We start from the raw sequence: 23,900 nt of genomic DNA on the forward strand, positions 1-23,900 counted from the left end.
AGAACTGTTATGGACCGTATCATTCAATCACCTGGAAAATACATCCAGGGTGCTGATGTGCTTACCCGTCTCGGCGACTATCTGAAACCGCTGGCACAGCGCTGGCTGGTTGTCGGCGATAAATTTGTGCTGGGTTTCGCAGAAGAGACTCTGCGTAAAAGCTTCGAGCAGGCTGAACTTCATGCTGAAATCGCGCCATTCGGCGGCGAATGTTCGCAAAACGAAATCGATCGCCTGAAAAAGCTGGCCGACGGCGCCGACTGCATGGCCGTGCTGGGTATTGGCGGGGGAAAAACCCTGGATACCGCCAAAGCGCTGGCCCACTTTATGGATGTGCCCGTTGCGATAGCCCCTACCATCGCCTCCACAGACGCGCCGTGCAGCGCGCTTTCCGTAATTTACACCGACAGCGGCGAATTCGATCGCTACCTGATGCTGCCGCACAACCCGAACATGGTTATCGTCGACACTAAAGTGGTCGCGGGCGCGCCTGCACGCCTGCTGGCAGCAGGGATTGGCGACGCGCTGGCAACCTGGTTTGAAGCGCGCGCCTGCTCGCGCAGCGGCGCAACCACCATGGCCGGCGGTAAATGCACGCAGGCAGCGTTAGCGCTGGCCGAGCTGTGCTACAACACGCTCGTTGAAGAGGGTGAGAAGGCGATGCTCGCGGCGGAGCAGCATGTGGTGACGCCCGCGCTGGAACGCATCATCGAAGCCAATACCTATCTGAGCGGCGTCGGGTTTGAAAGCGGCGGGCTGGCGGCGGCGCACGCCATTCACAACGGCATGACGGCGGTGCCGGATGCGCATCACTTCTATCACGGCGAAAAAGTGGCGTTCGGCACGCTGACGCAGCTGGTGCTGGAAAACGCGCCGGTAGAAGAGATCGAGACCGTTGCGGCGCTTTGCCACAGCGTTGGGCTGCCGATCACGCTGGCACAGCTGAACATCAAAGAGGATATTCCGGCCAAAATGCGTCTGATAGCGGAAGCGTCCTGCGCGGAAGGTGAAACCATCCACAACATGCCCGGTGGCGTGACGCCGGATCAGGTTTACGCGGCGCTTTTGGTGGCGGACCAGTACGGGCAGCGCTTCCTGCAGGAATGGGAGTAAATAGCGTGAATAAAAATCCCCGCTGATGCGGGGATTTTTTTGCCCGTAGGCCGGGTAAGCGTTAGCGCCACCCGGCACAGGGGTTATTGCAGGTCAAACCGGTCCAGATCCATCACCTTCGCCCATGCGGCAACGAAGTCGCGGACAAACTTCTCATGCGCATCATCACTGGCATAAACCTCTGCCAGCGCACGCAGGACGGCGTTGGAACCGAATACCAGGTCGGCGCGGGTCGCGGTGTATTTCACCTCACCGCTGGCACGATCGCTTCCGGCAAACAGCTCGTTTGACTCGTCGGTGGCTTTCCACTGGGTGTTCATATCCAGCAGGTTGACGAAGAAATCGGTGCTCAGCACGCCTTCTCGGTCTGTAAAGACGCCATTCTTGCTGCCGTCAAAGTTCGCACCCAGCACGCGCAGGCCGCCGATCAGCACCGTCAGTTCCGGCGCGGTTAACGTCAGCTGCTGGGCTTTGTCGATCAGCAGTGACTCGGTGGTGGAAACATCCACCTGCGCACGGTAGTTACGGAAGCCGTCGGCAATCGGTTCGAGCAGGTTAAACATCTCGATATCCGTCTGATCCTGACGCGCGTCCACGCGGCCCGGCGTGAACGGAACGTTGACGTAAACGCCTGCGGCTTTCGCTGCCTGCTCAACGCCAACGACACCCGCCAGCACGATGATGTCGGCCAGCGAAGCTTTATGGGAGGACTTATAAATCTCTTCCAGTACGGGCAGAGCGCGCACGGCCGCGGCGTTAACATCCCAGCTACGCTGAGGCGCCAGCGCCAGACGCGCACCGTTTGCCCCACCGCGCTTATCACCACCGCGGAAGGTCGAAGCAGACGCCCAGGCAACGGACACCAGTTCGCTCACGGAAAGACCGGACGCCGCGATATCAGACTTCAGGCTTTCAATATCTGCTGCGGTTGGATGGAAGAACGGCTGCGGCAGCGGATCCTGCCAGATGAGTTCTTCTTTCGGCACTTCTGGCCCAATATAGCGGGAAATTGGCCCCATATCGCGGTGGGTCAGCTTGAACCACGCGCGCGCGAAGGCTTCGTTAAAGGCCTGCGGATCGTTCAGGAAGCGACGAGAAATTTTTTCGAATTCCGGGTCGAAGCGCAGCGTCAGGTCGGTAACCAGCATGGTTGGCTTGCGTTTTTTCGACGGGTCGAACGGGTCAGGCATAATGTCCGGCGCATCGACGGCTTCAAACTGAATCGCACCTGCCGGGCTGCGGGTCTGCACCCATTCGTATTTGAACAGGTTCTCGAAGAAGTAGTTACTCCACTGGGTTGGCGTTTGCGACCAGATCACTTCCAGACCGGAGGTGATGGCGTCTGCGCCGATACCGGTACCGTGTGTACTGGTCCAGCCCAGGCCCTGCGCTTCAATCGGTGACGCTTCCGGATCGGTACCGACATGCGTCGCCTCTCCCGCACCGTGGGTTTTACCGAGGGTATGGCCGCCCGCAATCAGCGCCACGGTCTCTTCGTCGTTCATTCCCATGTTGCCGAAGGTGGCGCGAATTGCCGCCGCTGCCGACAGCGGATCGCCGCTGGCGTTTGGACCTTCCGGGTTGACGTAAATCAGGCCCATTTCGGTGGCGGCCAGCGGGCGCTTCGCCAGCGCTTCCGGGTCACGGTGGGTCAGCCAGGCTTTTTCATCGCCCCAGTTCACGTCCAGATCCGGTTCCCAGACGTCTTCACGACCGGCACCGAAACCAAAGGTGCGGAAGCCGGAGTTCTCCAGCGCCACGTTACCCGCAAGGATAAAGAGGTCAGCCCAGGAGATTTTTTGTCCGTATTTTTGCTTAATCGGCCACAGCAGACGGCGTGCTTTATCCAGGCTGACGTTATCCGGCCAGGAGTTCAGCGGCGCAAAGCGCTGTTGCCCGCGTCCGGCACCGCCGCGTCCGTCAACGGAGCGATAGGTACCCGCGCCGTGCCAGGCCATACGAATAAACAGGCCCGCGTAGCTGCCCCAGTCGGCTGGCCACCAGGGCTGTGAATCGGTCAACAGGGCTTTGAGATCGCCCTTGAGAGCAGAGTAATCAAGCTTGCTAAATTCTTTGCGGTAGTCGAAGTCTTCACCCAATGGGTTCGAACGATTGGAATGTTGGTTCAGAAGGTCGATGCGGAGTTGCTTAGGCCACCACTCTTTACTGCTGGTGCCTGCACCTGCGCTATGATCGACGCCGCCCTGATGGAACGGGCATTTGCCGGCTGATGCCGCATTATTGGTATCGTCTGACGTGCTCATCGCTATGCTCCCTTTACAGTGTTACCGTTACGATATACGCCCTTATTGATAAGGTATAGTTGGGATAACCCACAGATTCGATAGTTAATTCCGTTTAATTACACTTTGAAAATATGTGACTTTTATACGTCAAAACCAGCATTGCCGATATGGCGGGAAAATAAAACCCTTATAAATCAAAAAACCCTCCGAAGAGGGCTTTTTATTGTTACACGCCAGGTCTGACGCCGAGCGTGTGGCAGATGGCGTAACTCATTTCCGCGCGGTTCAGCGTATAGAAGTGGAAATCTTTCACTCCTTCACGACTGAGGATTTTCACCATGTCCATCGCGATATTTGCGCCCACCAGCTTGCGTGTTTCCGGGTCATCGTCCAGCCCCTCGTACATTTTAGACATCCAAAGCGGAATGCGCACGTTGGTCATATCGGCAAATTTCTTCGCCTGTTTGAAGTTCGAGACCGGCAAAATACCCGGGATAATTTCGACGTCGATACCCGCCGAGACGCAGCGGTCGCGAAAGCGCAGATAGCTTTCCACGTCGAAGAAGAACTGCGTGATGGCGCGGTTTGCGCCGGCGTCTACTTTACGCTTCAGGTTGAGCAGATCCGCCTGGGCGCTTTTCGCTTCCGGGTGGACTTCAGGGTAAGCGGCAACGGAGATATCAAAGTCTCCCACGTCTTTCAGCAGCGCGACCAGATCGGTGGCATACATCTCTGGCTTACCGCTTCCCGGCGGCAGGTCGCCGCGCAGGGCGACAATGTGACGAATGCCGTTGTTCCAGTAGTCCTGGGCAATCGCGCGCAGTTCATCAGGCGTCGCGTCGATACAGGTCAGGTGCGGTGCCGCTTCCAGACCGGTTCTGTCTTTAATGCCTTTAATAATGCTGTGCGTACGGTCACGCTCGCCGGAGTTGGCCCCGTAGGTGACGGAGACGAATTTCGGCTTCAGGCTGCTCAGGCGATCGATAGAGCTCCACAGGGTTTGCTCCATTTCACTGGTGCGCGGCGGGAAAAATTCAAAAGAGACGTTAATCTGGCCGTTTACTTCGGCCAGGCTCTGATTCAGGGCTTCCCGCTGGTTGGCGTGAAAAAAGCTCATACCTTACCTCTATCTATCGCATGTCGTTGTTTGTTGTGTTGTGAACTTCTATACGTTTAGACGTCCAGATGTAAAAATGACGGAAAAGCGGAGTGGCGTCAACAGAAATAATCAACAATAACGGTGAGGATTGCTCAGAGAAGATGAGGGGAATTCATGATGGAGGGTGAGTGCGGTCTGATGCCCTCACCCTAACCCTCTCCCACAGGGAGAGGGAAATACAAGGACTACAGTAGCTTAGCCAGACGGTTAATGTCTGACTGGATAGCCCCGGCGGTAACATCGCGCCCCGCGCCCGGGCCGCGGATCACCAGCGGGTTATCGCGGTACCAGCGGCTTTCGATAGCGAAGACGTTGTCGCACGGCAGCAGCGCCGCCAGCGGATGTTCAGGACGTACCGCCTCCACGCCTACTCGCGCTTTGCCGTTCGCCTCGAAACGCGCCACGTAGCGCAGCACCAGGCCCATCTCATTTGCGGCCTCCAGACGCTGCACCATCTGCTCGTTCAGCTCGTCGCCATTTTCAAAGAAGTGATCCACGGACCCTTCCTCACAGCCCGAAGGCACCAGCGACTCTACGCGCACCTGACCGGGCTCGATGTCGTAGCCCGCTTCACGCGCCAGGATCACCAGCTTGCGCATCACGTCTTTACCGGCGAGGTCAACGCGCGGATCGGGCTCGGTTAAGCCCTGCTGCCAGGCCTGATCCACCAGATCGGTAAACGGCACGGTGCCGTCGAACTGCAGGAACAGCCAGGAGAGCGTGCCGGAGAAGATCCCGCTCAGCGCCAGAATGCTGTCCCCGCTTTCAATCAGGTCACGCACGGTGTGGTTAACCGGCAGCCCCGCGCCAACGGTGGCGTTGTAGAGCCAGTGACGCCCGGTTTTTTCAAACGCGTCGTGGATCTGACGGTATTTATCGGTGCTGCTCGCCCCCGCCAGCTTGTTCGCGCTGATGACGTGGAAGCCGTGGCTGGCGAAATCCAGATACTGATCGGCAAGCTGCTCGCTGGCGGTGACGTCCAGCACGACCAGATCGTCATACGGGTGCGCGCGCATCCACAGGAACAGGGACTCTTCATCCTGCTCGACCGCTTCATCATTGAAGAAGGCAAGCGCGCGGCTGGCGTCCAGCCCTTCGTAGTTCAGCAGGCTGCGGCGGCTGTCTACCACGCCCGCCAGAATAAATTCAAAGCCGGTGCGCGCCGAGAGCGTCTCCTGCTCGCGCGCAAACAGCTCCAGCCAGCGGGAACCGATATTCCCTTTGCCGAACAGCACCAGGCCGATGCGTTTTTCCGCGCGGAACAGGGAGGTATGCAGCCCCTGGATCAGGCTTTCGGTTGGACCCTTACGCAGAACGGCCACCAGGCTGATGCCCTCTTCCGACTGCCAGGTGAACTCAACCGGCTGGCCTTTCAGCTGCTGCCAGAAGCGGTGGCAGTGCAGCGGGTTACGGGTGACGCCCGCCCCCACCATCGCCACCAGCGCCAGCCCCTGACGCAGGCGAAGCTCGCCCGGCAGGCCCGCTTCATCGAGGATTTTGAGCGCGCTGTCCGCCACTTCTGCGGTATAGCAGAACTGCAGCAGCTGGCGGTCGTTATGAACGCCAACGGCCAGCGGGCGCACCTGTGCACGCTTCAGAATCAGGTCGATCTCTTTATGTGCCAGCCTGAAGTCCTGGCCCGACGGCACCTGGAACTCAATAAGGCAGATATCGTCATGGCTGGTGACAATGCGCGCACCTGTGCCGGAGGCCAGCACGCGTTCAATGCGCGTAGAGCCTTGATCCGGCGTATAGCTGCAGCGCAGCTGCAGGTCGATATCGCTGCCGGAAACCGGCTGCAGCGTACGCGCGTGGAGCACCGGTGCCGCCAGACGCGCCAGCTCGCTCGCTTCGTCGAGACGCAGCAGCGGCAGCAGACAAGCATCTTTTACTTTACGCGGGTCCGCGCTGTAAACACCGGCCACGTCGCTCCAGATGGTGACGCGGGACACGCCCGCCAGGGCACCAATTTGCGTTGCCGAGTAGTCCGAACCGTTACGACCCAGCAGCACGGTTTCGCCCGCGTTGCTGCGGCTGATAAAGCCAGTGACGACAATACGTTTGCCCGGGTGCTGCACCAGCAGCTGTTGCAGCAGCGGGTAGGACAACCCTTCATCCACCTGCGGCTGCGCGGCGCGTTCGGCGCGCAGGAAATCACGCGCGTCGAGCCAGGCCGCTTCTACGCCCAGGTGCTGCAGCACGGCGGCCATCAGGCGCGCGGACCACACTTCACCGTGGCCCACCACTTCGGCATACACCGCGTCGGTAATCCCGCTGTCCAGCAGGGTGGCCAGACGCTCAAGGTCGTGCGTGAAGGCGCTAATCAGCCCGTCCGCCACGTCTGCAGGCAGCAGGCCGGCAATCAGCTCGCTCTGGTAGCGGCGTAAAGACTGTTGCACCTGATGCGCAGAAAGGCGATCGGTCTGGCTCAGTTTCAGCCAGCTAATCAACTGGTTGGTGGTGCTGCCCGCCGCGGAGACAACCATCATGTCACCCGGCTGTGAATACTCGGTCATAATCCCTGCAACGCGCAGGTAACACTTCACATCGGCAAGACTACTACCACCAAACTTGTGCAGTTGACGACCCTTCGCCCCTGCCTGCGCTATCACACTCATGATTACCCCTTGGCTGCGACCCGGAAGCCATTTTCCAGATCGGCAATTAAATCTTCAGAATCTTCAATACCGGTCGAGATACGCAGCAGCGTCTCAGAAATCCCGGCGGCGGCACGTGCTTCCGGTGCCATACCTGCGTGCGTCATGGTCGCGGCGTGGGAGATCAAGCTTTCAACCCCACCTAATGATTCCGCCAGCGTAAACAATGACAGCCCGCTCAGGAAGCGACGCAGCGTTTGCTCGTCGCCGTCCAGTTCAAAACTTAACATCGCGCCAAATCCTTTCTGCTGGCGCGCGGCAATCTCGTGCCCCTGATTTTCCGGCAGCGACGGGTGATAAAGCTTCTTCACCAGCGGCTGGTTTTTCAGGAAATCGACAATCGCCTGGGCATTACGCTGCGCCACTTCCATGCGTGGAGAAAGCGTGCGGATGCCGCGTAACAGCAGGTAGCTGTCGAAGGCGCCCGCGGTGACGCCAATGTTATTGGCCCACCATGCCAGTTCGGTGACAACCTCGGGATCTTTTGCAATCACCACGCCTGCCACCACGTCAGAATGACCGTTCAGATATTTAGTACACGAATGCAATACAAGATCTGCACCCAGTGCCAGTGGGTTCTGAAGGGCCGGACTGAGGAATGTATTATCCACTACACTTATCGCTCCCGCATCCCTTGCGAGCTGACAAATTTTCGCAATATCGACAACGCGCAGTAAAGGATTGCTCGGACTTTCCACCAGAACCAGCTTCGGCTGCTCTGCCAGCGCCTGTTTCAGCGCCTGTTCGTCGTTTTGATCGACAAACAGCACGCGATAGCAGCCGCGTTTTGCCAGGCTATCAAACAGGCGATAGCTGCCGCCGTAGCAGTCGTGCGGCGCAACCAGCAGGTCGCCAGGCTTCAGGAACACCGTGGTCACCAGGTGGATTGCAGACATGCCGGTATTGGTCAATACCGCGCCTGCGCCACCTTCCAGCTCCGCCAGCGCGCGCTGGGTTACGTCACGCGTAGGGTTGCCACGACGCGAGTAGTCATGCGCGCGGGGTTCATTAAATCCGGTGAAGTTATAGGTACTGGAAAGATGAATCGGCGGGACAACGCAGCCGTACTGCTCGTCATCATTCAATCCGCTACGCACTGCGATGGTGGCCTGTTTACGCGTCATGGTGAAGGCTTCCTGGCTAATGAGGTGAAAAGTCAGGCACCAGAGTAAACACTGAAAGTATAGCCGTCAATACATCTGGACATCTAAACCTCTTTGCGTATAGATTGAGCAATGCGCAAATAGCCGTTAAAATTATATGCTTTAGTGCACGCTGCAGCGGCAATATCCGTGCCACGGTATCGTCTCTACGGTAAACTAGGCAAGATTACGGTTCAAAACCGGCGGTTACAGGTTTTGCACCTTTAGATAAATGACTGAGAGGATTAAAGGTATCTCATGGCTGAATGGAGCGGCGAATATATCAGCCCATACGCTGAGCACGGTAAGAAGAGTGAACAAGTAAAGAAAATTACGGTTTCCATTCCTCTGAAGGTGTTGAAGATCCTCACCGATGAACGTACGCGTCGTCAGGTGAACAACCTGCGCCACGCGACCAACAGCGAACTGCTGTGCGAAGCGTTCCTGCATGCGTTTACCGGCCAACCGTTGCCGAACGATGAAGATCTGCGCAAAGAGCGCAGTGATGAAATCCCGGAAGAGGCGAAGGTAATCATGCGTGAACTGGGTATCGACCCGGATACGTGGGAATACTAACTGCGGTGTGATCCCGCTGAGTTTACTCAGCGGGATGGTTTCTTAGAAGTTGTAGCCTAAACCCACGCGCAGACGCGTCTGGCGGTCGTCACTGGTTGCGGTGTTATAGCCGGAAGAGACGTTACCCACTTCCACAAACGGGACCCACGAATCGATGCTGTACGCCACGCGGAAGTTATATTCGTAATCTTCTTTTTTATTGTTATACAAGTCTTCGTTGTCGGCGAATTTATAAATGCCGTTTAGCTCGAACATCCAGTTATCAATATTATAACCCAGCCACATTTCCGGGCGATAAACCATACGATCATCTTTATCGTCCGCATTACGTCGGGTGTATTCGGTACGATAGCGGAATGCCGTCCACCAGCTGTCATTAATATTATACTGCACGCGCAGATAAGGCTTATAGATAGCCATATCGTCACCCATTTCAACGGCGACGCCCGGCTGCCAGATAAAGCCTTGCCAGGTAAACTGATAGCTTGCGGTATATTCGTTGCTGTTACTTTCCATATTATTAAGCGCGTCATTGGACTGCTTATCATCTGAGCGCGATACCGCCTCGACGGCTACGCCAAAGCCGGTACCAAAGCGGTGTGACATGTACACACGGTCGTAGTTACGGCCATCGTCGTAATATTCGTGTCGGTAATCCACATATCCCGCCTGCGCCGCGCACGATATTAACGGAAGCACAAATAAGAGTTGCTTCAATTTCATAATATTTCCCTCGAAGTAAACGCGCCCTGAAAGCCACCCTGTTGTGATGGCAAATAAGAATGTACGACGGGCGCAGTGTAATTTTACGAAACGAGAGAAACCTTTTAATTTTTGACACCCCCGTCAAAAGGATGGCAAAGAATTAAAGAAATGAGAGATACAGTTCACTATCCGTTAAAGAATAAACCAGACAAATATATTTAATACAATGATACGTAACTAAATATTTTAGATATAAATACTAAGATGGGATTTATTCAGAAGGGATATAACAGGCACAAAAAAACCGCCCGAAGGCGGTTTTTCCTGGATGCTTATTTAGCGCCCGGGATGCTGAAACGCTTGTTGAAGCGGTCAACACGGCCACCGGTTGCAACATCACGCTGCTTACCAGTGTAGAACGGGTGGCATTTGCCGCACACGTCCAGGTTCAGATCGTGGCCCACGGTAGAGCGGATCTGGATAGAGTTACCGCAAGAACAGTTTGCAGTAATCATTTCGTATTTCGGGTGAATATCTTTTTTCATGGGAGAACCTCAGTTAAGGCCGCGTCGCTCTTCCAGCCCTAACGCCAGACACCACGCGATGTTGAATGTAATTTCTCTGGCGTAATATACACCAAAGGCGGCGAATCATACAGAATTTGACCAGCGTATGCAAACTGATCCGCACGCCGCTTTCACTAATGTGTATACTAACGCGCCACTTTTCAAGTCAGGAAGATTCGATGCCCGTCGCTCACGTTGCCCTGCCCGTTCCGCTTCCCCGCACCTTTGACTACCTGCTGCCCGACAGCATGAGCGCCAAAGCGGGCTGTCGCGTGACCGTGCCGTTTGGCAAACAGCAGCGCGTGGGGATCGTCGTCTCCGTCAGCGAGAAAAGCGAACTGCCGCTCAACGAGTTGAAATCGGTCGTTGAGGTGCTGGACGGCGAACCCGTTTACTCCACCAGTACCTGGCGACTGCTGCTGTGGGCCGCGGAGTATTATCATCACCCGATTGGCGACGTCCTGTTCCACGCCCTGCCAATCATGCTGCGTCAGGGTAAGAGCGCAAGCCACGCGCCAATGTGGTACTGGTTTGCCACCGAGCAGGGCCAGGCCGTGGATATCAACAGCCTGAAGCGTTCGCAGAAACAGCAGCAGGCCCTGGCCGCCCTGCGTCAGGGGAAAATCTGGCGCCATCAGGTCGACGAGCTTGAGGTGAGCGAAGCCGCGCTACAGGCATTAAGAAAGAAAGGGTTGAGCGACCTCGCCAGCGAAGCGCCCGCTCTTCACGACTGGCGGGAGAATTTTTCCGTCTCGGGCGATCGCCTGCGCCTCAACACCGAGCAGGCCACCGCCGTGGGGGCGATTCACAGCGCCTCGGACCACTTTTCCGCCTGGCTCCTGGCGGGCGTCACCGGCTCCGGTAAGACCGAAGTCTACCTGAGCGTGCTGGAAAACGTGCTCGCCCAGGGCAAACAGGCGCTGGTGATGGTGCCGGAAATTGGCCTCACCCCGCAAACTATCGCCCGCTTCCGCGAACGCTTTAACGCGCCCGTTGAGGTTCTGCACTCCGGGCTGAACGACAGCGAGCGCCTCAGCGCCTGGCTGAAAGCCAAAAATGGCGAAGCGGCGATTGTGATCGGGACCCGATCGTCGCTGTTTACGCCGTTTAAAAATCTCGGCGTCATCGTCATCGACGAAGAGCACGACAGCTCCTATAAGCAGCAGGAAGGCTGGCGCTATCACGCCCGGGACTTAGCGGTCTATCGCGCGCACAGCGAGCAAATACCTATAATTCTCGGCTCCGCCACGCCCGCACTCGAAACGCTGCACAACGTGCGCCAGCGTAAATACCACATGCTGCGCCTGACGCGCCGCGCGGGGAATGCCCGCCCGGCGATCCAGCACGTGCTGGATCTCAAAGGCCAGCAGGTGCAGGCCGGGCTAGCACCGGCGTTGATTACCCGGATGCGCCAGCATTTGCAGGCAGGCAACCAGGTTATCCTGTTCCTTAACCGTCGCGGATTTGCTCCCGCTCTGCTGTGCCACGACTGCGGCTGGATTGCGGAGTGCCCGCGCTGCGACCACTACTACACCTTCCACCAGGCCCAGCGGCATTTGCGCTGCCACCACTGCGACAGCCAGCGCCCGGTGCCGCGCCAGTGCCCGTCGTGCGGCTCAACGCATATCGTGCCGGTCGGTCTGGGAACGGAACAGCTGGAACAGGCGCTTGGCCCCTTCTTCCCTGACGTGCCGATTTCCCGTATCGACCGGGACACCACCAGCCGTAAAGGGGCGCTTGAGCAGCAGCTTGCTGAAGTCCATCGCGGTGGCGCCCGCATCCTGATTGGCACCCAGATGCTGGCCAAAGGCCACCACTTCCCGGACGTGACCCTTGTCGCCCTGCTGGACGTCGACGGCGCGCTGTTCTCTGCCGATTTCCGCTCCGCCGAGCGCTTCGCCCAGCTTTATACGCAGGTGGCCGGTCGCGCCGGCCGCGCGGGCAAGCAGGGCGAAGTGGTGCTGCAAACGCACCACCCCGAGCATCCGCTGCTGCAGACCTTACTGCATAAAGGCTATGACGAGTTTGCGGAGCAGGCCCTTGCCGAACGCCAGACGATGCAGCTGCCGCCGTGGACCAGCCACGTCATCATCCGCGCGGAAGATCATAACAACCAGCAGGCGCCGCTTTTCCTGCAGCAGCTACGAAACCTCCTGCAGGCCAGTCCGCTTGTTGATAGCCAGCTTTGGATTTTAGGCCCGGTTCCAGCTCTTGCCCCAAAACGCGGCGGGCGCTTCCGCTGGCAAATTCTGCTCCAGCACCCCTCGCGCATCCGCTTACAGCATATCGTTAGCGGCACGCTGGCGCTCATCAATACCCTGCCGGAAGCGCGCAAAGTGAAGTGGGTTCTCGACGTCGATCCGATTGAAGGCTGAAGACGGATCGAAAAATTTAACGCACCTCACACTTTTTATGAAAATTCTGTAACCGCTCTCATAAACTATCTGTAAAAATGGTGTGTCAGCAGTTCGGTGTTCAGGCGAGGAGAAGACGTTGAAGTCCAGGAAAGAGGTTGCTACGGCGACCATGAAAGACGTTGCCGAGAAAGCTCAAGTCTCAACGGCAACCGTGTCCCGCGCATTAATGAACCCGGATAAAGTCTCCCAGGCGACCCGTAACAAGGTTGAACAGGCGGCGCTGGAAGTGGGCTATTACCCGCAGGCAATGGGGCGCAACGTGAAGCGCAATGAATCACGTACCATTCTTGTGATTGTGCCGGACATTTGCGATCCCTTCTTCAGCGAGATTATCCGCGGTATTGAAGTCACCGCAGCGGAACAGGGTTACCTGGTGCTGATTGGCGACTGTGCCCACCAGAATCAGCAGGAAAAAACCTTCATCGACCTCATTATTACCAAGCAGATTGACGGTATGTTACTGCTTGGCTCCCGTCTGCCGTTTGATGCCAGCATCGAAGAACAGCGTAATTTGCCGCCAATGGTGATGGCTAACGAATTCGCGCCAGAGCTGGAGCTGCCGACGGTGCATATCGATAACCTGACGGCGGCCTTTAATGCCGTGAATTATCTCCAGGAGCTGGGGCATAAACGCATTGGCTGTATCGCCGGGCCGGAAGAGATGCCGCTCTGCCACTACCGCCTGCAGGGCTACGTTCAGGCGCTTCGCCGCACCGGCGCCATCGTCGACCCACACTATATTGCGCGCGGTGATTTTACCTTTGAAGCCGGCGGACAAGCGCTGGAAAAACTGCTGGCGCTGCCGGAGCCGCCGACCGCCGTGTTCTGCCACAGCGACGTGATGGCGCTGGGTGCCCTCTCCCACGCCAAGCGCCGTGGTCTGCGCGTGCCTAAGGATCTGTCGATTATCGGCTTCGATAATATTTCGCTGTCTGAATTTTGCGATCCGCCGCTCTCGACCGTGGCTCAGCCGCGCTATCAAATTGGCCGTGAAGCGATGCTTCTGCTGCTGGATCAATTGCACGGGCAGACGGTGAACAGCGGCTCGCGTTTGCTGGACTGCGAGCTGATTGTGCGCGGCTCTACCCAGGCATTGACTTAAAGTAAACGCCTTTCGGACACCCTTATCTGGTCAAAGCCCCGCCGCTTAAGTAACATGGCGGGCTGACGAACGAATAAATACAGCGAAACGATAGTGGCACAACGAGATTATGTACGTCGCGGCCAGCCGGCACCTTCGCGACGCAAAAAGAGCAGTTCAAAAAGCAAGCAGCGGAACCTGCCTGCCGTCTCGCCAGCAATGGTCGCTATTGCTGCGGCTGTACTGGTGGCCTTCATTGGCGGCCTGTACTTCATCACGCACCATAAAAAAGAAGAGTCTGAAGCGCTTCAGGGCAACAAAGTGGCCGGTAATGGCCTGCCGCCGAAGCCTGAGGAGCGCTGGCGCTATATCAAAGAGCTGGAAAGCCGCCAGCCTGGCGTTCGTGCGCCTACCGAGCCGTCTGCCGGTGGCGAAGTGAAAAATGCCGATCAGTTGACGAATGAACAGCGTCAGCTGTTGGCACAGATGCAGGCCGACATGCGCCAGCAGCCAACGCAGCTGAACGAAGTGCCGTGGAACGAACAAACGCCGGCACAGCGTCAGCAAACATTGCAGCTGCAACGCCAGCGTCAGGCACAAATTCAGCAACAGCAACAGCAGCAGCAGCAGCAGTGGACGCAAACCCAGCCGGTGCAGCAGCCAAAAGCGCAGCCGCGCGTGACGGAACAACCGTACCAGCAGCCACAGCAGCAGACGCGTACCGTGCAGACGCAGCCTGTACAACAGCAGCCGAAAGCCCAGCCGCAAAAGCAAACAGCTCAGCCGTATCAGGATCTGATGCAGACGCCAGCGCATACCACCGCGCAGCAGCCAAAAACGCAGCAGGCTGCGCCGGTCACCAAAGAGACCGAAGCGCCGAAGCAAACTGCCGAGAAAAAAGACGATCGCCGCTGGATGGTACAGTGCGGCTCGTTTAAAGGCGCGGAGCAGGCCGAAACGGTACGTGCTCAGCTGGCATTTGAAGGGTTTGATTCACGCATTACCACCAATAACGGCTGGAATCGCGTGGTGATTGGCCCGGTTAAAGGCAAAGAAAACGCAGACGGCACCATTTCCCGTTTGAAAGTTGCCGGTCACACAAACTGCATTCGACTCGCCTCTGGGGGTTGAAACCCCCAAATTCCCCCCCATCTATCATTTAATTCAGCCCTGAGCACTGGCTCAGGGCTTCTGTTTCCCGAATCTGTAACCAGGGGGTCTGCTCGTGACAACAATAGTAAGTGTACGCCGTAACGGCCATGTGGTAATCGCCGGGGATGGCCAGGCCACGCTGGGTAATACCGTCATGAAAGGCAACGTGAAGAAAGTGCGTCGTCTCTACAACGACAAAGTGATCGCCGGTTTTGCAGGCGGCACGGCGGATGCCTTCACGCTGTTTGAACTGTTTGAACGCAAACTGGAAATGCACCAGGGTCATCTGGTGAAAGCCGCCGTTGAGCTGGCAAAAGACTGGCGTACCGACCGCATGCTGCGCAAGCTTGAAGCACTGCTGGCCGTGGCCGATGAAACCGCCTCGCTGATCATCACCGGTAACGGTGACGTCATTCAGCCAGAAAACGACCTGATTGCCATCGGCTCTGGCGGCCCGTACGCCCAGGCTGCAGCCCGCGCCCTGTTGGAAAACACCGACATGAACGCGCGCGACATCGCGGTGAAAGCGTTGGATATTGCAGGTGATATCTGCATTTATACCAACCACAATCACACCATCGAAGAATTACCGTCTAAAGCGTAAGGATCTCCCATGTCTGAAATGACCCCACGCGAAATTGTCAGCGAACTGAACAAACACATCATCGGCCAGGATAACGCCAAGCGTTCCGTGGCGATTGCCCTGCGTAACCGCTGGCGTCGTATGCAGCTTGATGAAGAGCTGCGTCACGAAGTGACTCCGAAAAACATTCTGATGATCGGCCCGACCGGCGTCGGTAAAACTGAAATCGCCCGTCGCCTGGCGAAGCTGGCCAATGCGCCGTTCATCAAAGTTGAAGCCACCAAGTTCACCGAAGTGGGCTACGTAGGGAAAGAAGTGGATTCTATCATCCGCGATCTGACCGATTCGGCGATCAAGATGGTGCGCGTTCAGGCCATCGAGAAAAACCGCTACCGCGCCGAAGAGATGGCCGAAGAGCGTATTCTCGACGTACTGATCCCACCGGCGAAAAACAACTGGGGCCAGTCTGAACAGCAGGCCGAGCCTTCCGCCGCGCGCCAGGCATTCCGCAAGAAACTGCGTGAAGGCGAGCTGGACGACAAAGAGATTGAGATCGATCTTGCTGCCGCGCCAATGGGCGTTGAAATCATGTCACCTCCCGGCATGGAAGAGATGACCAGCCAGCTGCAGTCCATGTTCCAGAACCTGGGCGGCCAGAAGCAGAAAGCGCGTAAGCTGAAAATCAAAGACGCGATGAAGCTGCTGATCGAAGAAGAAGCAGCGAAGCTGGTGAACCCGGAAGAGCTGAAACAAGATGCTATCGACGCGGTTGAACAGCACGGCATCGTCTTCATCGACGAAATCGACAAAATCTGTAAGCGCGGCGGCAACAGCTCCGGCCCGGATGTGTCCCGCGAAGGCGTTCAGCGCGACCTGCTGCCGCTGGTCGAGGGCTGCACCGTCTCTACCAAGCACGGTATGGTGAAAACGGACCACATCCTGTTCATCGCTTCTGGTGCATTCCAGGTTGCCAGCCCGTCTGACCTGATCCCGGAACTGCAGGGTCGTCTGCCAATCCGCGTTGAGCTGCAGGCCCTGACCACCGAAGATTTCGAACGTATCCTGACCGAGCCAAACGCCTCTGCCACCGTGCAGTACAAAGCGCTGATGGCGACCGAAGGTGTGAACCTCGAATTCACCGAAGACGGTATCAAGCGTATCGCCCAGGCCGCATGGCAGGTAAACGAAACCACCGAGAACATCGGCGCGCGTCGTCTGCACACCGTGCTGGAACGCCTGGTAGAAGACATCTCTTATGATGCGAGCGACCTTAACGGTCAAAGCATTACCATTGACGCAGATTATGTAGGTAAACACCTGGATGCGTTAGTGGCAGATGAAGATCTGAGCCGTTTTATCCTATAATCGCGGTTACTGCATTTTCATCACTGTTGATGGGGGCTAATGCCCCCATTTTTATTGGCTAAATAACTATGACTGATATCAGCCGTACTCAGGCGTGGCTCGAAAGTTTGCGCCCTAAAACACTTCCTCTGGCATTCGCTGCGATTATTGTTGGCACCGCCCTCGCCTGGTGGCAGGGTTATTTCGATCCGCTGGTCGCCGGGCTGGCGCTTATCACCGCGGGCCTGCTGCAAATTCTCTCCAACCTCGCGAACGACTATGGCGATGCAGTCAAAGGCAGCGACAAGCCCGACCGCATCGGGCCGCTGCGTGGAATGCAAAAAGGGGTGATTACCCAGGCGCAGATGAAGCGCGCGCTGATCATTACCGTGGTGCTGATCTGCCTGTCCGGCCTGGCGCTGGTCTCTGTTGCCTCTAAAACGCCGAGTGATTTTATTGGCTTTATGGTGCTGGGCCTGCTCGCCATTGTTGCGGCCATCACCTACACCGTCGGCACGCGCCCGTATGGTTATATCGGCCTTGGTGATATTTCCGTGCTGGTGTTCTTCGGCTGGCTGAGCGTGATGGGGAGCTGGTATTTACAGGCCCATACGGTCATCCCTGCCCTGTTCCTGCCCGCCACCGCCTGCGGCCTGCTGGCGACTGCCGTCCTGAACATCAACAACCTGCGCGATATCGACAGCGACCGCGAAAACGGCAAGAACACGCTGGCCGTACGCCTCGGGCCCGTCAACGCGCGTCGTTACCACGCCTGCCTGCTGGTGGGCGCGCTGGTCTGCCTGGCGCTGTTTAACCTGATCTCGCTGCACAGCCTGTGGGGCTGGCTGTTTGTTCTCGCCGCTCCGCTGCTGGTAAAACAGGCGCGCTTTGTGATGCGTGAACTGAGCCCGGCCGCGATGCCGCCGATGCTGGAACGAACCGTAAAAGGCGCCCTGCTGACTAACCTGTTGTTCGTCATCGGAATTGTCCTGAGCCAGACGCTGAGTTAACTGACAAATATCAATTAACAATTGATGATTTTGCCAACAACGCATTTCGCACGATATACTGAACACATTCGCAGCAATAGAGCGTTAAACCTATGAAATACGATACCTCCGAGCTTTGTGACATCTACCAGGAAGATGTCAACGTCGTTGAACCGCTGTTCTCCAACTTTGGTGGACGGTCGTCGTTTGGCGGACAAATCATCACGGTGAAATGTTTCGAGGATAACGGGTTGCTGTACGATCTGCTCGAACAGAACGGCCGTGGCCGCGTTCTGGTGATCGACGGCGGCGGTTCCGTGCGCCGTGCATTGATTGATGCTGAACTGGCCGGAATTGCCGTTCAGAATGAGTGGGAAGGCATCGTGGTTTACGGTTCCGTGCGCCAGGTGGACGATCTTGAAGACCTGGATATCGGGATTCAGGCTATTGCCGCCATTCCGGTAGGGGCAGCAGGTGAAGGCATAGGTGAAAGCGACGTGCGCGTGAATTTCGGCGGCGTGACCTTCTTCTCCGGCGACCATCTTTACGCCGACAATACCGGTATTATCCTTTCCGAGGATGCGCTGGATATCGAGTAGCAAACCAGTAAGCGTGAACCATAAAAAAACCGCCATCAGCAATGTGGCGGTTTTTTTGTCCCTCGGGATTCGCGGCCCGTTGGGAATTAGACTTCTTCCATACGTCCCAGCAGCGCCTGCAGGCGATCCTGCCAACCGTTCTGCTGTTCGCGCAGGTGGTTGTTTTCGCGCTCCAGTTCTTCGCGGCCGTTCTGAGCGTTCTGAACTTCCTGTGCCAGGGAGTTGTTCTTCTCTTTCAGCTCTTCAATTTCCATCTGCAGCAGGGTGATGGTGTCGATCGCCTGCTGTACTTTCGATTCCAGTTTCTCAAACACTTCTAAAGACATGATGCTACCTCTCCTGAATTGCAAGGCGACGCTTTAACGTAAACGCGCACGACATATACCGTCGATTGTATGGAGCGCGGCGCTCCGTGTCCAGCGACACGCCGCGCAGATCGCGGTTTGCAACACTTTTAGGTCTGGTCCTGGTGTGTTCGCGTCATATACCCCTAAATTGTTAACTCTTTAGTTAATGAAATGATTCAGCTCACATTCCACCGTTGATGCAAAAACGCGCTTTATGGCGCGAAAACGCTCATTTTATTGACACAGACCACACATTTTGATTTCGATATTTCTCGTTTTTGCTCGTTAACGATAAATTAACACTATGTCTACAGGGCATCGTGGTTGTCACGGGCGACCGCGCTAACAATAAACATTCAATTTTCTTCAGGATTCCGATTATGAGTCAGACATCAACCTTAAAAGGCCAGTGCATTGCCGAGTTCCTTGGTACCGGGTTGTTGATATTCTTCGGAGTGGGCTGTGTCGCAGCACTGAAAGTGGCGGGTGCCAGTTTTGGTCAGTGGGAAATCAGTATTATCTGGGGTCTGGGCGTGGCGATGGCCATCTACCTGACTGCAGGGGTTTCCGGTGCACATCTTAACCCGGCGGTGACCATCGCGCTGTGGCTGTTCGCGTGCTTCGACAAACGCAAAGTGGTTCCTTTCATCATTTCTCAGTTTGCCGGCGCGTTTTGCGCAGCGGCGCTAGTTTACGGGCTTTATTACAATCTTTTCATCGACTTCGAACAGACGCATCATATGGTGCGTGGTAGTGTCGAAAGTCTGGATCTGGCGGGCATCTTCTCAACCTATCCGAACCCGCATATCAATTTTGTGCAGGCGTTCGCAGTTGAAATGGTGATTACCGCTATCCTGATGGGCGTCATTATGGCGCTGGGCGATGACGGCAACGGCATTCCGCGTGGCCCGCTGGCACCGCTGCTGATTGGCCTGCTGATTGCGGTTATCGGTGCATCAATGGGTCCACTGACGGGCTTTGCGATGAACCCGGCGCGTGACCTGGGGCCAAAAACCTTCGCCTTCTTCGCTGGATGGGGCGACGTTGCCTTCACCGGTGGCAAAGATATTCCTTACTTCCTGGTTCCGCTGTTCGGGCCAATCGTAGGGGCGGCGCTGGGCGCATTCGGCTATCGCAAATTAATTGGTCGCCATTTACCGTGCGACACCTGTGTGGAAGACGAGAAAGAATCCACGTCTGCCACACAACAAAAAGCTTCGCTGTAATCTGACTACGGGACACATACCATGACCGAAAAAAAATATATCGTTGCGCTCGACCAGGGCACGACCAGCTCCCGCGCTGTCGTAATGGATCATGACGCGAACATCGTCAGCGTGTCACAGCGCGAATTCGAACAAATTTATCCTCGTCCAGGCTGGGTAGAGCACGACCCAATGGAGATCTGGGCATCACAAAGCTCCACGCTGGTCGAAGTGCTGGCAAAAGCCGATATCAGCTCCGACGAAATTGCCGCCATCGGTATCACTAACCAGCGTGAAACCACCGTGGTCTGGGAGCGCGAAACCGGTAAGCCAATTTATAACGCCATCGTCTGGCAGTGCCGTCGTACCGCAGAAATCTGCGAAAAGCTGAAGCGCGACGGCATGGAAGATTACATCCGTAGCACCACCGGCCTGGTGATTGACCCGTATTTCTCCGGCACCAAGGTGAAGTGGATCCTCGACCACGTGGAAGGCTCACGCGAGCGCGCACGACGCGGCGAGCTGCTGTTCGGTACCGTCGATACCTGGCTTATCTGGAAGATGACTCAGGGACGCGTGCACGTTACCGACTACACCAACGCCTCGCGCACCATGCTGTTCAACATCAACACCCTGGAGTGGGATGACAAGATGCTGGACGCGCTGGACATCCCGCGCGCGATGCTGCCAGACGTGCGTAAATCTTCGGAAGTGTACGGCCAGACCAACATTGGGGGGAAAGGCGGTACGCGTATTCCTATCGCCGGTATTGCCGGTGACCAGCAGGCGGCGCTGTTCGGCCAGCTGTGCGTTAAGGAAGGGATGGCGAAGAACACCTACGGCACCGGCTGCTTTATGCTGATGAACACCGGCGAGAAAGCGGTGAAATCAGAAAACGGCCTGCTGACCACCATCGCCTGCGGACCGCGCGGCGAAGTCAACTACGCTCTTGAAGGCGCGGTGTTTATGGCCGGTGCGTCCATTCAGTGGCTGCGTGACGAGATGAAGCTGATAAGCGATGCATTCGATTCCGAGTACTTCGCGACCAAGGTGAAAGACACCAACGGCGTGTACGTGGTGCCTGCGTTCACCGGTCTGGGCGCGCCGTACTGGGATCCGTATGCGCGCGGCGCGATTTTCGGCCTGACGCGCGGTGTGAACTCTAACCACATTATTCGCGCCACCCTGGAATCCATCGCCTACCAGACGCGCGACGTGCTGGAAGCGATGCAGGCAGACTCCGGCATTCGTCTCCATGCCCTGCGCGTGGACGGCGGTGCGGTAGCGAATAACTTCCTGATGCAGTTCCAGTCCGACATTCTGGGCACCCGCGTAGAGCGCCCTGAAGTGCGTGAAGTGACGGCGCTTGGCGCGGCGTACCTGGCAGGTCTGGCGGTCGGCTTCTGGCAGAACCTGGACGAGCTGCAGGAAAAAGCGGTGATCGAACGCGAGTTCCGCCCTGGCATCGAAACCACCGAGCGTAACTACCGCTACAGCGGCTGGAAAAAAGCGGTGAAACGTGCCCTGGCGTGGGAAGAGCACGAAGAGTAATTGTCCTTAATTCCCTCTCCCCTGGGGAGAGGGTTAGGGTGAGGGGCTCCGACCGCACCGGTCCCCTCACCCCTCCCCACTCTGTGATAAACTTCGTGCAATTCCCTTTGATTGCACGAGTACCTCATGAAACGTGAACTTGCTATCGAGTTTTCCCGCGTCACCGAAGCTGCCGCCCTCGCAGGCTATAAGTGGCTTGGCCGTGGCGACAAAAATACCGCCGACGGTGCAGCCGTCCATGCCATGCGCATTGTGCTTAACCAGGTCAATATCGACGGTACTATCGTGATCGGCGAAGGCGAGATCGACGAAGCGCCGATGCTCTACATCGGTGAAAAAGTCGGTACCGGTAAAGGCGATGCCGTGGATATCGCGGTCGACCCGATCGAAGGCACCCGCATGACGGCGATGGGCCAGGCCAACGCGCTGGCGGTGCTGGCCGTGGGCGATAAAGGCTGCTTCCTCAACGCGCCGGACATGTACATGGAAAAGCTGATCGTCGGCCCCGGCGCGAAAGGCGCTATCGACCTTAGCCTGCCGCTGGAGGAGAACCTGAACAACATCGCTAACGCGCTGGGTAAACCGCTCTGCGCGCTGACCGTCACCATACTGGCGAAACCACGCCACGATGCCACCATCGCGCAGATGCAAAAGCTCGGCGTCCGCGTGTTTGCTATCCCGGATGGCGACGTTGCCGCCTCGATTCTGACCTGCATGCCGGACAGCGAAGTGGACGTGCTTTACGGTATCGGCGGCGCGCCGGAAGGTGTGGTCTCTGCAGCGGTGATCCGCGCCCTGGACGGCGACATGCAGGCGCGCCTGCTGGCGCGTCACGACGTTAAAGGCGACAGCGAAGAGAACCGTCGCATCGGCGAAAACGAGCTTGCACGCTGCGCAGCAATGGGTATTGAGGCCAATAAAGTCCTCGCGCTTAACGACATGGCGCGCAGCGATAACGTGGTCTTCTCGGCGACCGGCATCACCAAAGGCGACCTGCTGGACGGTATCACCCGCAAGGGCAACATGGCGACCACCGAAACGCTGCTGATCCGCGGTAAATCACGCACCATTCGCCGCATCCAGTCGATCCACTATCTCGATCGCAAAGACCCGGACGTACAGGCGCACATTCTGTAAAACCGTTTGATCGATTGAGCTTTCCGGCCCGAACGGGCTGGAAATCGTGACAACAAGTACGGAAGATAGAGCAGAGAAACAGCACAGGAGAAGATCATGGCGGACTGGGTAACAGGTAAAGTCACAAAGGTACAGTTCTGGACCGATGCGCTATTTAGTCTCACCGTCCATGCCCCCATCCACCCGTTTACGGCCGGACAGTTCGCGAAGCTGGGGCTGGATGTCGACGGCGAACGCGTGCAGCGCGCGTACTCATACGTCAACGCGCCGGATAACCCGGACCTCGAGTTCTATCTGGTCACCGTCCCGGACGGCAAGCTCAGCCCGCGCCTTGCGGCACTGAAGCCGGGCGACGATGTACAGATTGTAAGTGAAGCGGCCGGTTTCTTTGTGCTGGACGAAATTCCGGACTGCGACACCCTCTGGATGCTGGCAACCGGCACCGCCATCGGCCCTTATCTTTCCATTTTGCAGTATGGCAAAGACCTTGAGCGCTTTAAAAACATCGTGCTGGTTCACGCCGCGCGCTACGCCGCAGATTTAAGCTACCTCCCGCAGATGCAGGCGCTGGAACAGCAGTATGGCGGGAAGCTGAAAATTCAGACCGTGGTCAGCCGCGAAACGGCGGCGGGTTCACTGACGGGACGCGTGCCGGCGTTGATTGAAAGCGGTGCTCTGGAAGCAGCGGTTGGCCTGCCGATGAACACCGAGACCAGCCACGTCATGCTGTGCGGCAACCCGCAGATGGTTCGCGACACGCAGCAGCTTCTGAAGGACACCCGGCAGATGACGAAACACCTTCGCCGCCGGCCGGGTCATATGACGGCTGAACACTACTGGTGATCAGCGGTACTTCACCTCAAGGGTATCTTTGCCGTATTTGTTTTCGCTCTGGGTGCCGATAAACGCGCCCAGATCGACAACCATCATCACGAAGATAATGCTCGGCACCATCCTGCCAACGACCCACGGCAGGATGGACGGCAGCACTGACCAGTTTCCTGCCACCAGCATCCACGCCAGAATAATCAGAAAGGCCCACGCGCCGGAGCGGCCGCGATCGTGCAGACGCTTTACCACCACGGCTGCGGTTGGCCACAGCAGGCAGACCAGCGCAAATGCCGCCGTTTGTGTGCTCAACCATGCGTTGTAGGCGACAAAAAACAGGAGCAGCATGGCGACGATCCACGTCACCATCCAGACCCAGAAATCACGGCGTCCAATACGCCCTTTGAATGAAAACAGCCACTGCTGTATGGTCATGTAAGGTTCCTTATTCTTGTTTAGCGCGCATTTTACCCTGGAGTTGTGACCTTTTGACAAGCCGACCA

21 protein-coding genes are annotated in these 23,900 nt (G+C 57.0%); 13 read left to right on the forward strand and 8 right to left on the reverse strand.

The features are described from left to right. Positions 1 to 9: 9 nt before the first annotated feature. Complete coding sequence (gldA, locus tag D5067_RS22575) at positions 10 to 1,113, forward strand: bifunctional L-1,2-propanediol dehydrogenase/glycerol dehydrogenase (RefSeq protein WP_119938147.1); 1,104 nt, start codon at positions 10 to 12, stop codon at positions 1,111 to 1,113. A gap of 83 nt (positions 1,114 to 1,196) precedes the next feature. Here gldA and katG read toward each other — a convergent pair whose 3' ends face one another. The 4 genes from katG to metB form a co-directional block, all read right to left on the reverse strand. Beyond that, positions 1,197 to 3,377, reverse strand: coding sequence for a catalase/peroxidase HPI (gene katG / locus D5067_RS22580; protein ID WP_119938146.1), 2,181 nt, complete (start codon positions 3,375 to 3,377; stop codon positions 1,197 to 1,199). A 208-nt stretch (positions 3,378 to 3,585) separates the two neighbouring features. After that, positions 3,586 to 4,476 carry a methylenetetrahydrofolate reductase gene (gene metF, locus D5067_RS22585; protein WP_119938145.1) on the reverse strand — a complete coding sequence of 297 codons (891 nt, stop codon included), beginning with the start codon at positions 4,474 to 4,476 and terminating at the stop codon, positions 3,586 to 3,588. A gap of 227 nt (positions 4,477 to 4,703) precedes the next feature. Then, positions 4,704 to 7,136 (reverse strand): bifunctional aspartate kinase/homoserine dehydrogenase II, encoded by a 2,433-nt coding sequence (locus D5067_RS22590; protein ID WP_119938144.1) that lies wholly within the window; start codon positions 7,134 to 7,136, stop codon positions 4,704 to 4,706. Between the two features lie 2 nt (positions 7,137 to 7,138). Further along, complete coding sequence (gene metB / locus D5067_RS22595) at positions 7,139 to 8,299, reverse strand: cystathionine gamma-synthase (protein ID WP_119938143.1); 1,161 nt, start codon at positions 8,297 to 8,299, stop codon at positions 7,139 to 7,141. Positions 8,300 to 8,575: 276 nt separating this feature from the next. On the opposite strand from metB, the gene metJ reads away from it, so the two are divergent. Next, the gene (gene metJ / locus D5067_RS22600) at positions 8,576 to 8,893 is read left to right on the forward strand and encodes a met regulon transcriptional regulator MetJ (RefSeq protein WP_007369220.1); all 318 of its coding nucleotides are present in this window, start codon (positions 8,576 to 8,578) and stop codon (positions 8,891 to 8,893) included. 42 nt (positions 8,894 to 8,935) lie between these two features. Here metJ and D5067_RS22605 read toward each other — a convergent pair whose 3' ends face one another. Together D5067_RS22605 and rpmE are read right to left on the reverse strand one after the other, a co-directional pair. Continuing rightward, positions 8,936 to 9,616, reverse strand: a complete 681-nt coding sequence (locus D5067_RS22605) for an oligogalacturonate-specific porin KdgM family protein (RefSeq protein WP_119938142.1) — start codon at positions 9,614 to 9,616, stop codon at positions 8,936 to 8,938. A gap of 314 nt (positions 9,617 to 9,930) precedes the next feature. Next, positions 9,931 to 10,143: a 50S ribosomal protein L31 gene (rpmE, locus tag D5067_RS22610; RefSeq protein WP_003862040.1), complete on the reverse strand. Its 213-nt coding sequence runs from the start codon at positions 10,141 to 10,143 to the stop codon at positions 9,931 to 9,933. Between the two features lie 200 nt (positions 10,144 to 10,343). Between rpmE and priA the strand changes: the two genes are divergently transcribed. The 7 genes from priA (at position 10,344) to rraA (ending at position 18,329) form a co-directional block, all read left to right on the forward strand. Beyond that, on the forward strand, positions 10,344 to 12,539 hold the full coding sequence (priA, locus tag D5067_RS22615) for a primosomal protein N' (protein ID WP_119938141.1): 2,196 nt from the start codon (positions 10,344 to 10,346) through the stop codon (positions 12,537 to 12,539). A 118-nt stretch (positions 12,540 to 12,657) separates the two neighbouring features. Continuing rightward, positions 12,658 to 13,683 carry a DNA-binding transcriptional regulator CytR gene (cytR, locus tag D5067_RS22620; protein ID WP_119938140.1) on the forward strand — a complete coding sequence of 342 codons (1,026 nt, stop codon included), beginning with the start codon at positions 12,658 to 12,660 and terminating at the stop codon, positions 13,681 to 13,683. A gap of 93 nt (positions 13,684 to 13,776) precedes the next feature. Next, a complete protein-coding gene (gene ftsN, locus D5067_RS22625) occupies positions 13,777 to 14,793 on the forward strand; it encodes a cell division protein FtsN (RefSeq protein WP_119938139.1) in 1,017 nt (338 codons plus the stop codon). 94 nt (positions 14,794 to 14,887) lie between these two features. After that, positions 14,888 to 15,418 carry an ATP-dependent protease subunit HslV gene (gene hslV, locus D5067_RS22630; RefSeq protein WP_014172194.1) on the forward strand — a complete coding sequence of 177 codons (531 nt, stop codon included), beginning with the start codon at positions 14,888 to 14,890 and terminating at the stop codon, positions 15,416 to 15,418. A 9-nt stretch (positions 15,419 to 15,427) separates the two neighbouring features. Beyond that, positions 15,428 to 16,762, forward strand: a complete 1,335-nt coding sequence (gene hslU, locus D5067_RS22635) for an ATP-dependent protease ATPase subunit HslU (RefSeq protein WP_119938138.1) — start codon at positions 15,428 to 15,430, stop codon at positions 16,760 to 16,762. Positions 16,763 to 16,824: 62 nt separating this feature from the next. Next, complete coding sequence (gene menA, locus D5067_RS22640; protein ID WP_162497948.1) at positions 16,825 to 17,751, forward strand: 1,4-dihydroxy-2-naphthoate polyprenyltransferase; 927 nt, start codon at positions 16,825 to 16,827, stop codon at positions 17,749 to 17,751. 92 nt (positions 17,752 to 17,843) lie between these two features. Next, entirely contained in the window at positions 17,844 to 18,329 is a 486-nt protein-coding gene (gene rraA / locus D5067_RS22645) for a ribonuclease E activity regulator RraA (protein WP_119938136.1), read from the forward strand. 86 nt (positions 18,330 to 18,415) lie between these two features. On the opposite strand, the gene zapB is transcribed toward rraA, so the two are convergent. Further along, a complete protein-coding gene (gene zapB, locus D5067_RS22650) occupies positions 18,416 to 18,655 on the reverse strand; it encodes a septal ring assembly protein ZapB (protein ID WP_119938135.1) in 240 nt (79 codons plus the stop codon). A gap of 401 nt (positions 18,656 to 19,056) precedes the next feature. Here zapB and D5067_RS22655 point away from each other — a divergent pair, with 401 nt between their 5' ends. From D5067_RS22655 to fpr, 4 genes are all read left to right on the forward strand, one after another. Continuing rightward, a complete protein-coding gene (locus D5067_RS22655) occupies positions 19,057 to 19,902 on the forward strand; it encodes an MIP/aquaporin family protein (RefSeq protein ID WP_119938134.1) in 846 nt (281 codons plus the stop codon). 21 nt (positions 19,903 to 19,923) lie between these two features. Further along, a complete protein-coding gene (gene glpK, locus D5067_RS22660; RefSeq protein WP_119938133.1) occupies positions 19,924 to 21,432 on the forward strand; it encodes a glycerol kinase GlpK in 1,509 nt (502 codons plus the stop codon). A 126-nt stretch (positions 21,433 to 21,558) separates the two neighbouring features. Further along, on the forward strand, positions 21,559 to 22,569 hold the full coding sequence (gene glpX / locus D5067_RS22665) for a class II fructose-bisphosphatase (RefSeq protein ID WP_119938132.1): 1,011 nt from the start codon (positions 21,559 to 21,561) through the stop codon (positions 22,567 to 22,569). 96 nt (positions 22,570 to 22,665) lie between these two features. Beyond that, positions 22,666 to 23,412 (forward strand): ferredoxin--NADP(+) reductase, encoded by a 747-nt coding sequence (fpr, locus tag D5067_RS22670; RefSeq protein ID WP_119938131.1) that lies wholly within the window; start codon positions 22,666 to 22,668, stop codon positions 23,410 to 23,412. Here the strand turns inward: fpr and D5067_RS22675 are convergent, their stop codons facing one another. After that, positions 23,413 to 23,832 (reverse strand): DUF805 domain-containing protein, encoded by a 420-nt coding sequence (locus tag D5067_RS22675; protein WP_119938130.1) that lies wholly within the window; start codon positions 23,830 to 23,832, stop codon positions 23,413 to 23,415. Positions 23,833 to 23,900 lie beyond the last annotated feature (68 nt).

The sequence above is a fragment of the Enterobacter huaxiensis genome, assembly GCF_003594935.2.
In the GTDB taxonomy this organism is placed as follows: domain Bacteria; phylum Pseudomonadota; class Gammaproteobacteria; order Enterobacterales; family Enterobacteriaceae; genus Enterobacter; species Enterobacter huaxiensis.

Bases quoted from the DNA above. Each gene is read 5' to 3' on its own strand.
- gldA (WP_119938147.1), top strand. From the start codon at position 10: ATGGACCGTATCATTCAATCACCTGGAAAATACATCCAGGGTGCTGAT.
- katG (WP_119938146.1), bottom strand. From the start codon at position 3,377: ATGAGCACGTCAGACGATACCAATAATGCGGCATCAGCCGGCAAATGC.
- metF (WP_119938145.1), bottom strand. From the start codon at position 4,476: ATGAGCTTTTTTCACGCCAACCAGCGGGAAGCCCTGAATCAGAGCCTG.
- D5067_RS22590 (WP_119938144.1), bottom strand. From the start codon at position 7,136: ATGAGTGTGATAGCGCAGGCAGGGGCGAAGGGTCGTCAACTGCACAAG.
- metB (WP_119938143.1), bottom strand. From the start codon at position 8,299: ATGACGCGTAAACAGGCCACCATCGCAGTGCGTAGCGGATTGAATGAT.
- metJ (WP_007369220.1), top strand. From the start codon at position 8,576: ATGGCTGAATGGAGCGGCGAATATATCAGCCCATACGCTGAGCACGGT.
- D5067_RS22605 (WP_119938142.1), bottom strand. From the start codon at position 9,616: ATGAAATTGAAGCAACTCTTATTTGTGCTTCCGTTAATATCGTGCGCG.
- rpmE (WP_003862040.1), bottom strand. From the start codon at position 10,143: ATGAAAAAAGATATTCACCCGAAATACGAAATGATTACTGCAAACTGT.
- priA (WP_119938141.1), top strand. From the start codon at position 10,344: ATGCCCGTCGCTCACGTTGCCCTGCCCGTTCCGCTTCCCCGCACCTTT.
- hslU (WP_119938138.1), top strand. From the start codon at position 15,428: ATGTCTGAAATGACCCCACGCGAAATTGTCAGCGAACTGAACAAACAC.
- rraA (WP_119938136.1), top strand. From the start codon at position 17,844: ATGAAATACGATACCTCCGAGCTTTGTGACATCTACCAGGAAGATGTC.
- zapB (WP_119938135.1), bottom strand. From the start codon at position 18,655: ATGTCTTTAGAAGTGTTTGAGAAACTGGAATCGAAAGTACAGCAGGCG.
- D5067_RS22655 (WP_119938134.1), top strand. From the start codon at position 19,057: ATGAGTCAGACATCAACCTTAAAAGGCCAGTGCATTGCCGAGTTCCTT.
- glpK (WP_119938133.1), top strand. From the start codon at position 19,924: ATGACCGAAAAAAAATATATCGTTGCGCTCGACCAGGGCACGACCAGC.
- glpX (WP_119938132.1), top strand. From the start codon at position 21,559: ATGAAACGTGAACTTGCTATCGAGTTTTCCCGCGTCACCGAAGCTGCC.
- fpr (WP_119938131.1), top strand. From the start codon at position 22,666: ATGGCGGACTGGGTAACAGGTAAAGTCACAAAGGTACAGTTCTGGACC.
- D5067_RS22675 (WP_119938130.1), bottom strand. From the start codon at position 23,832: ATGACCATACAGCAGTGGCTGTTTTCATTCAAAGGGCGTATTGGACGC.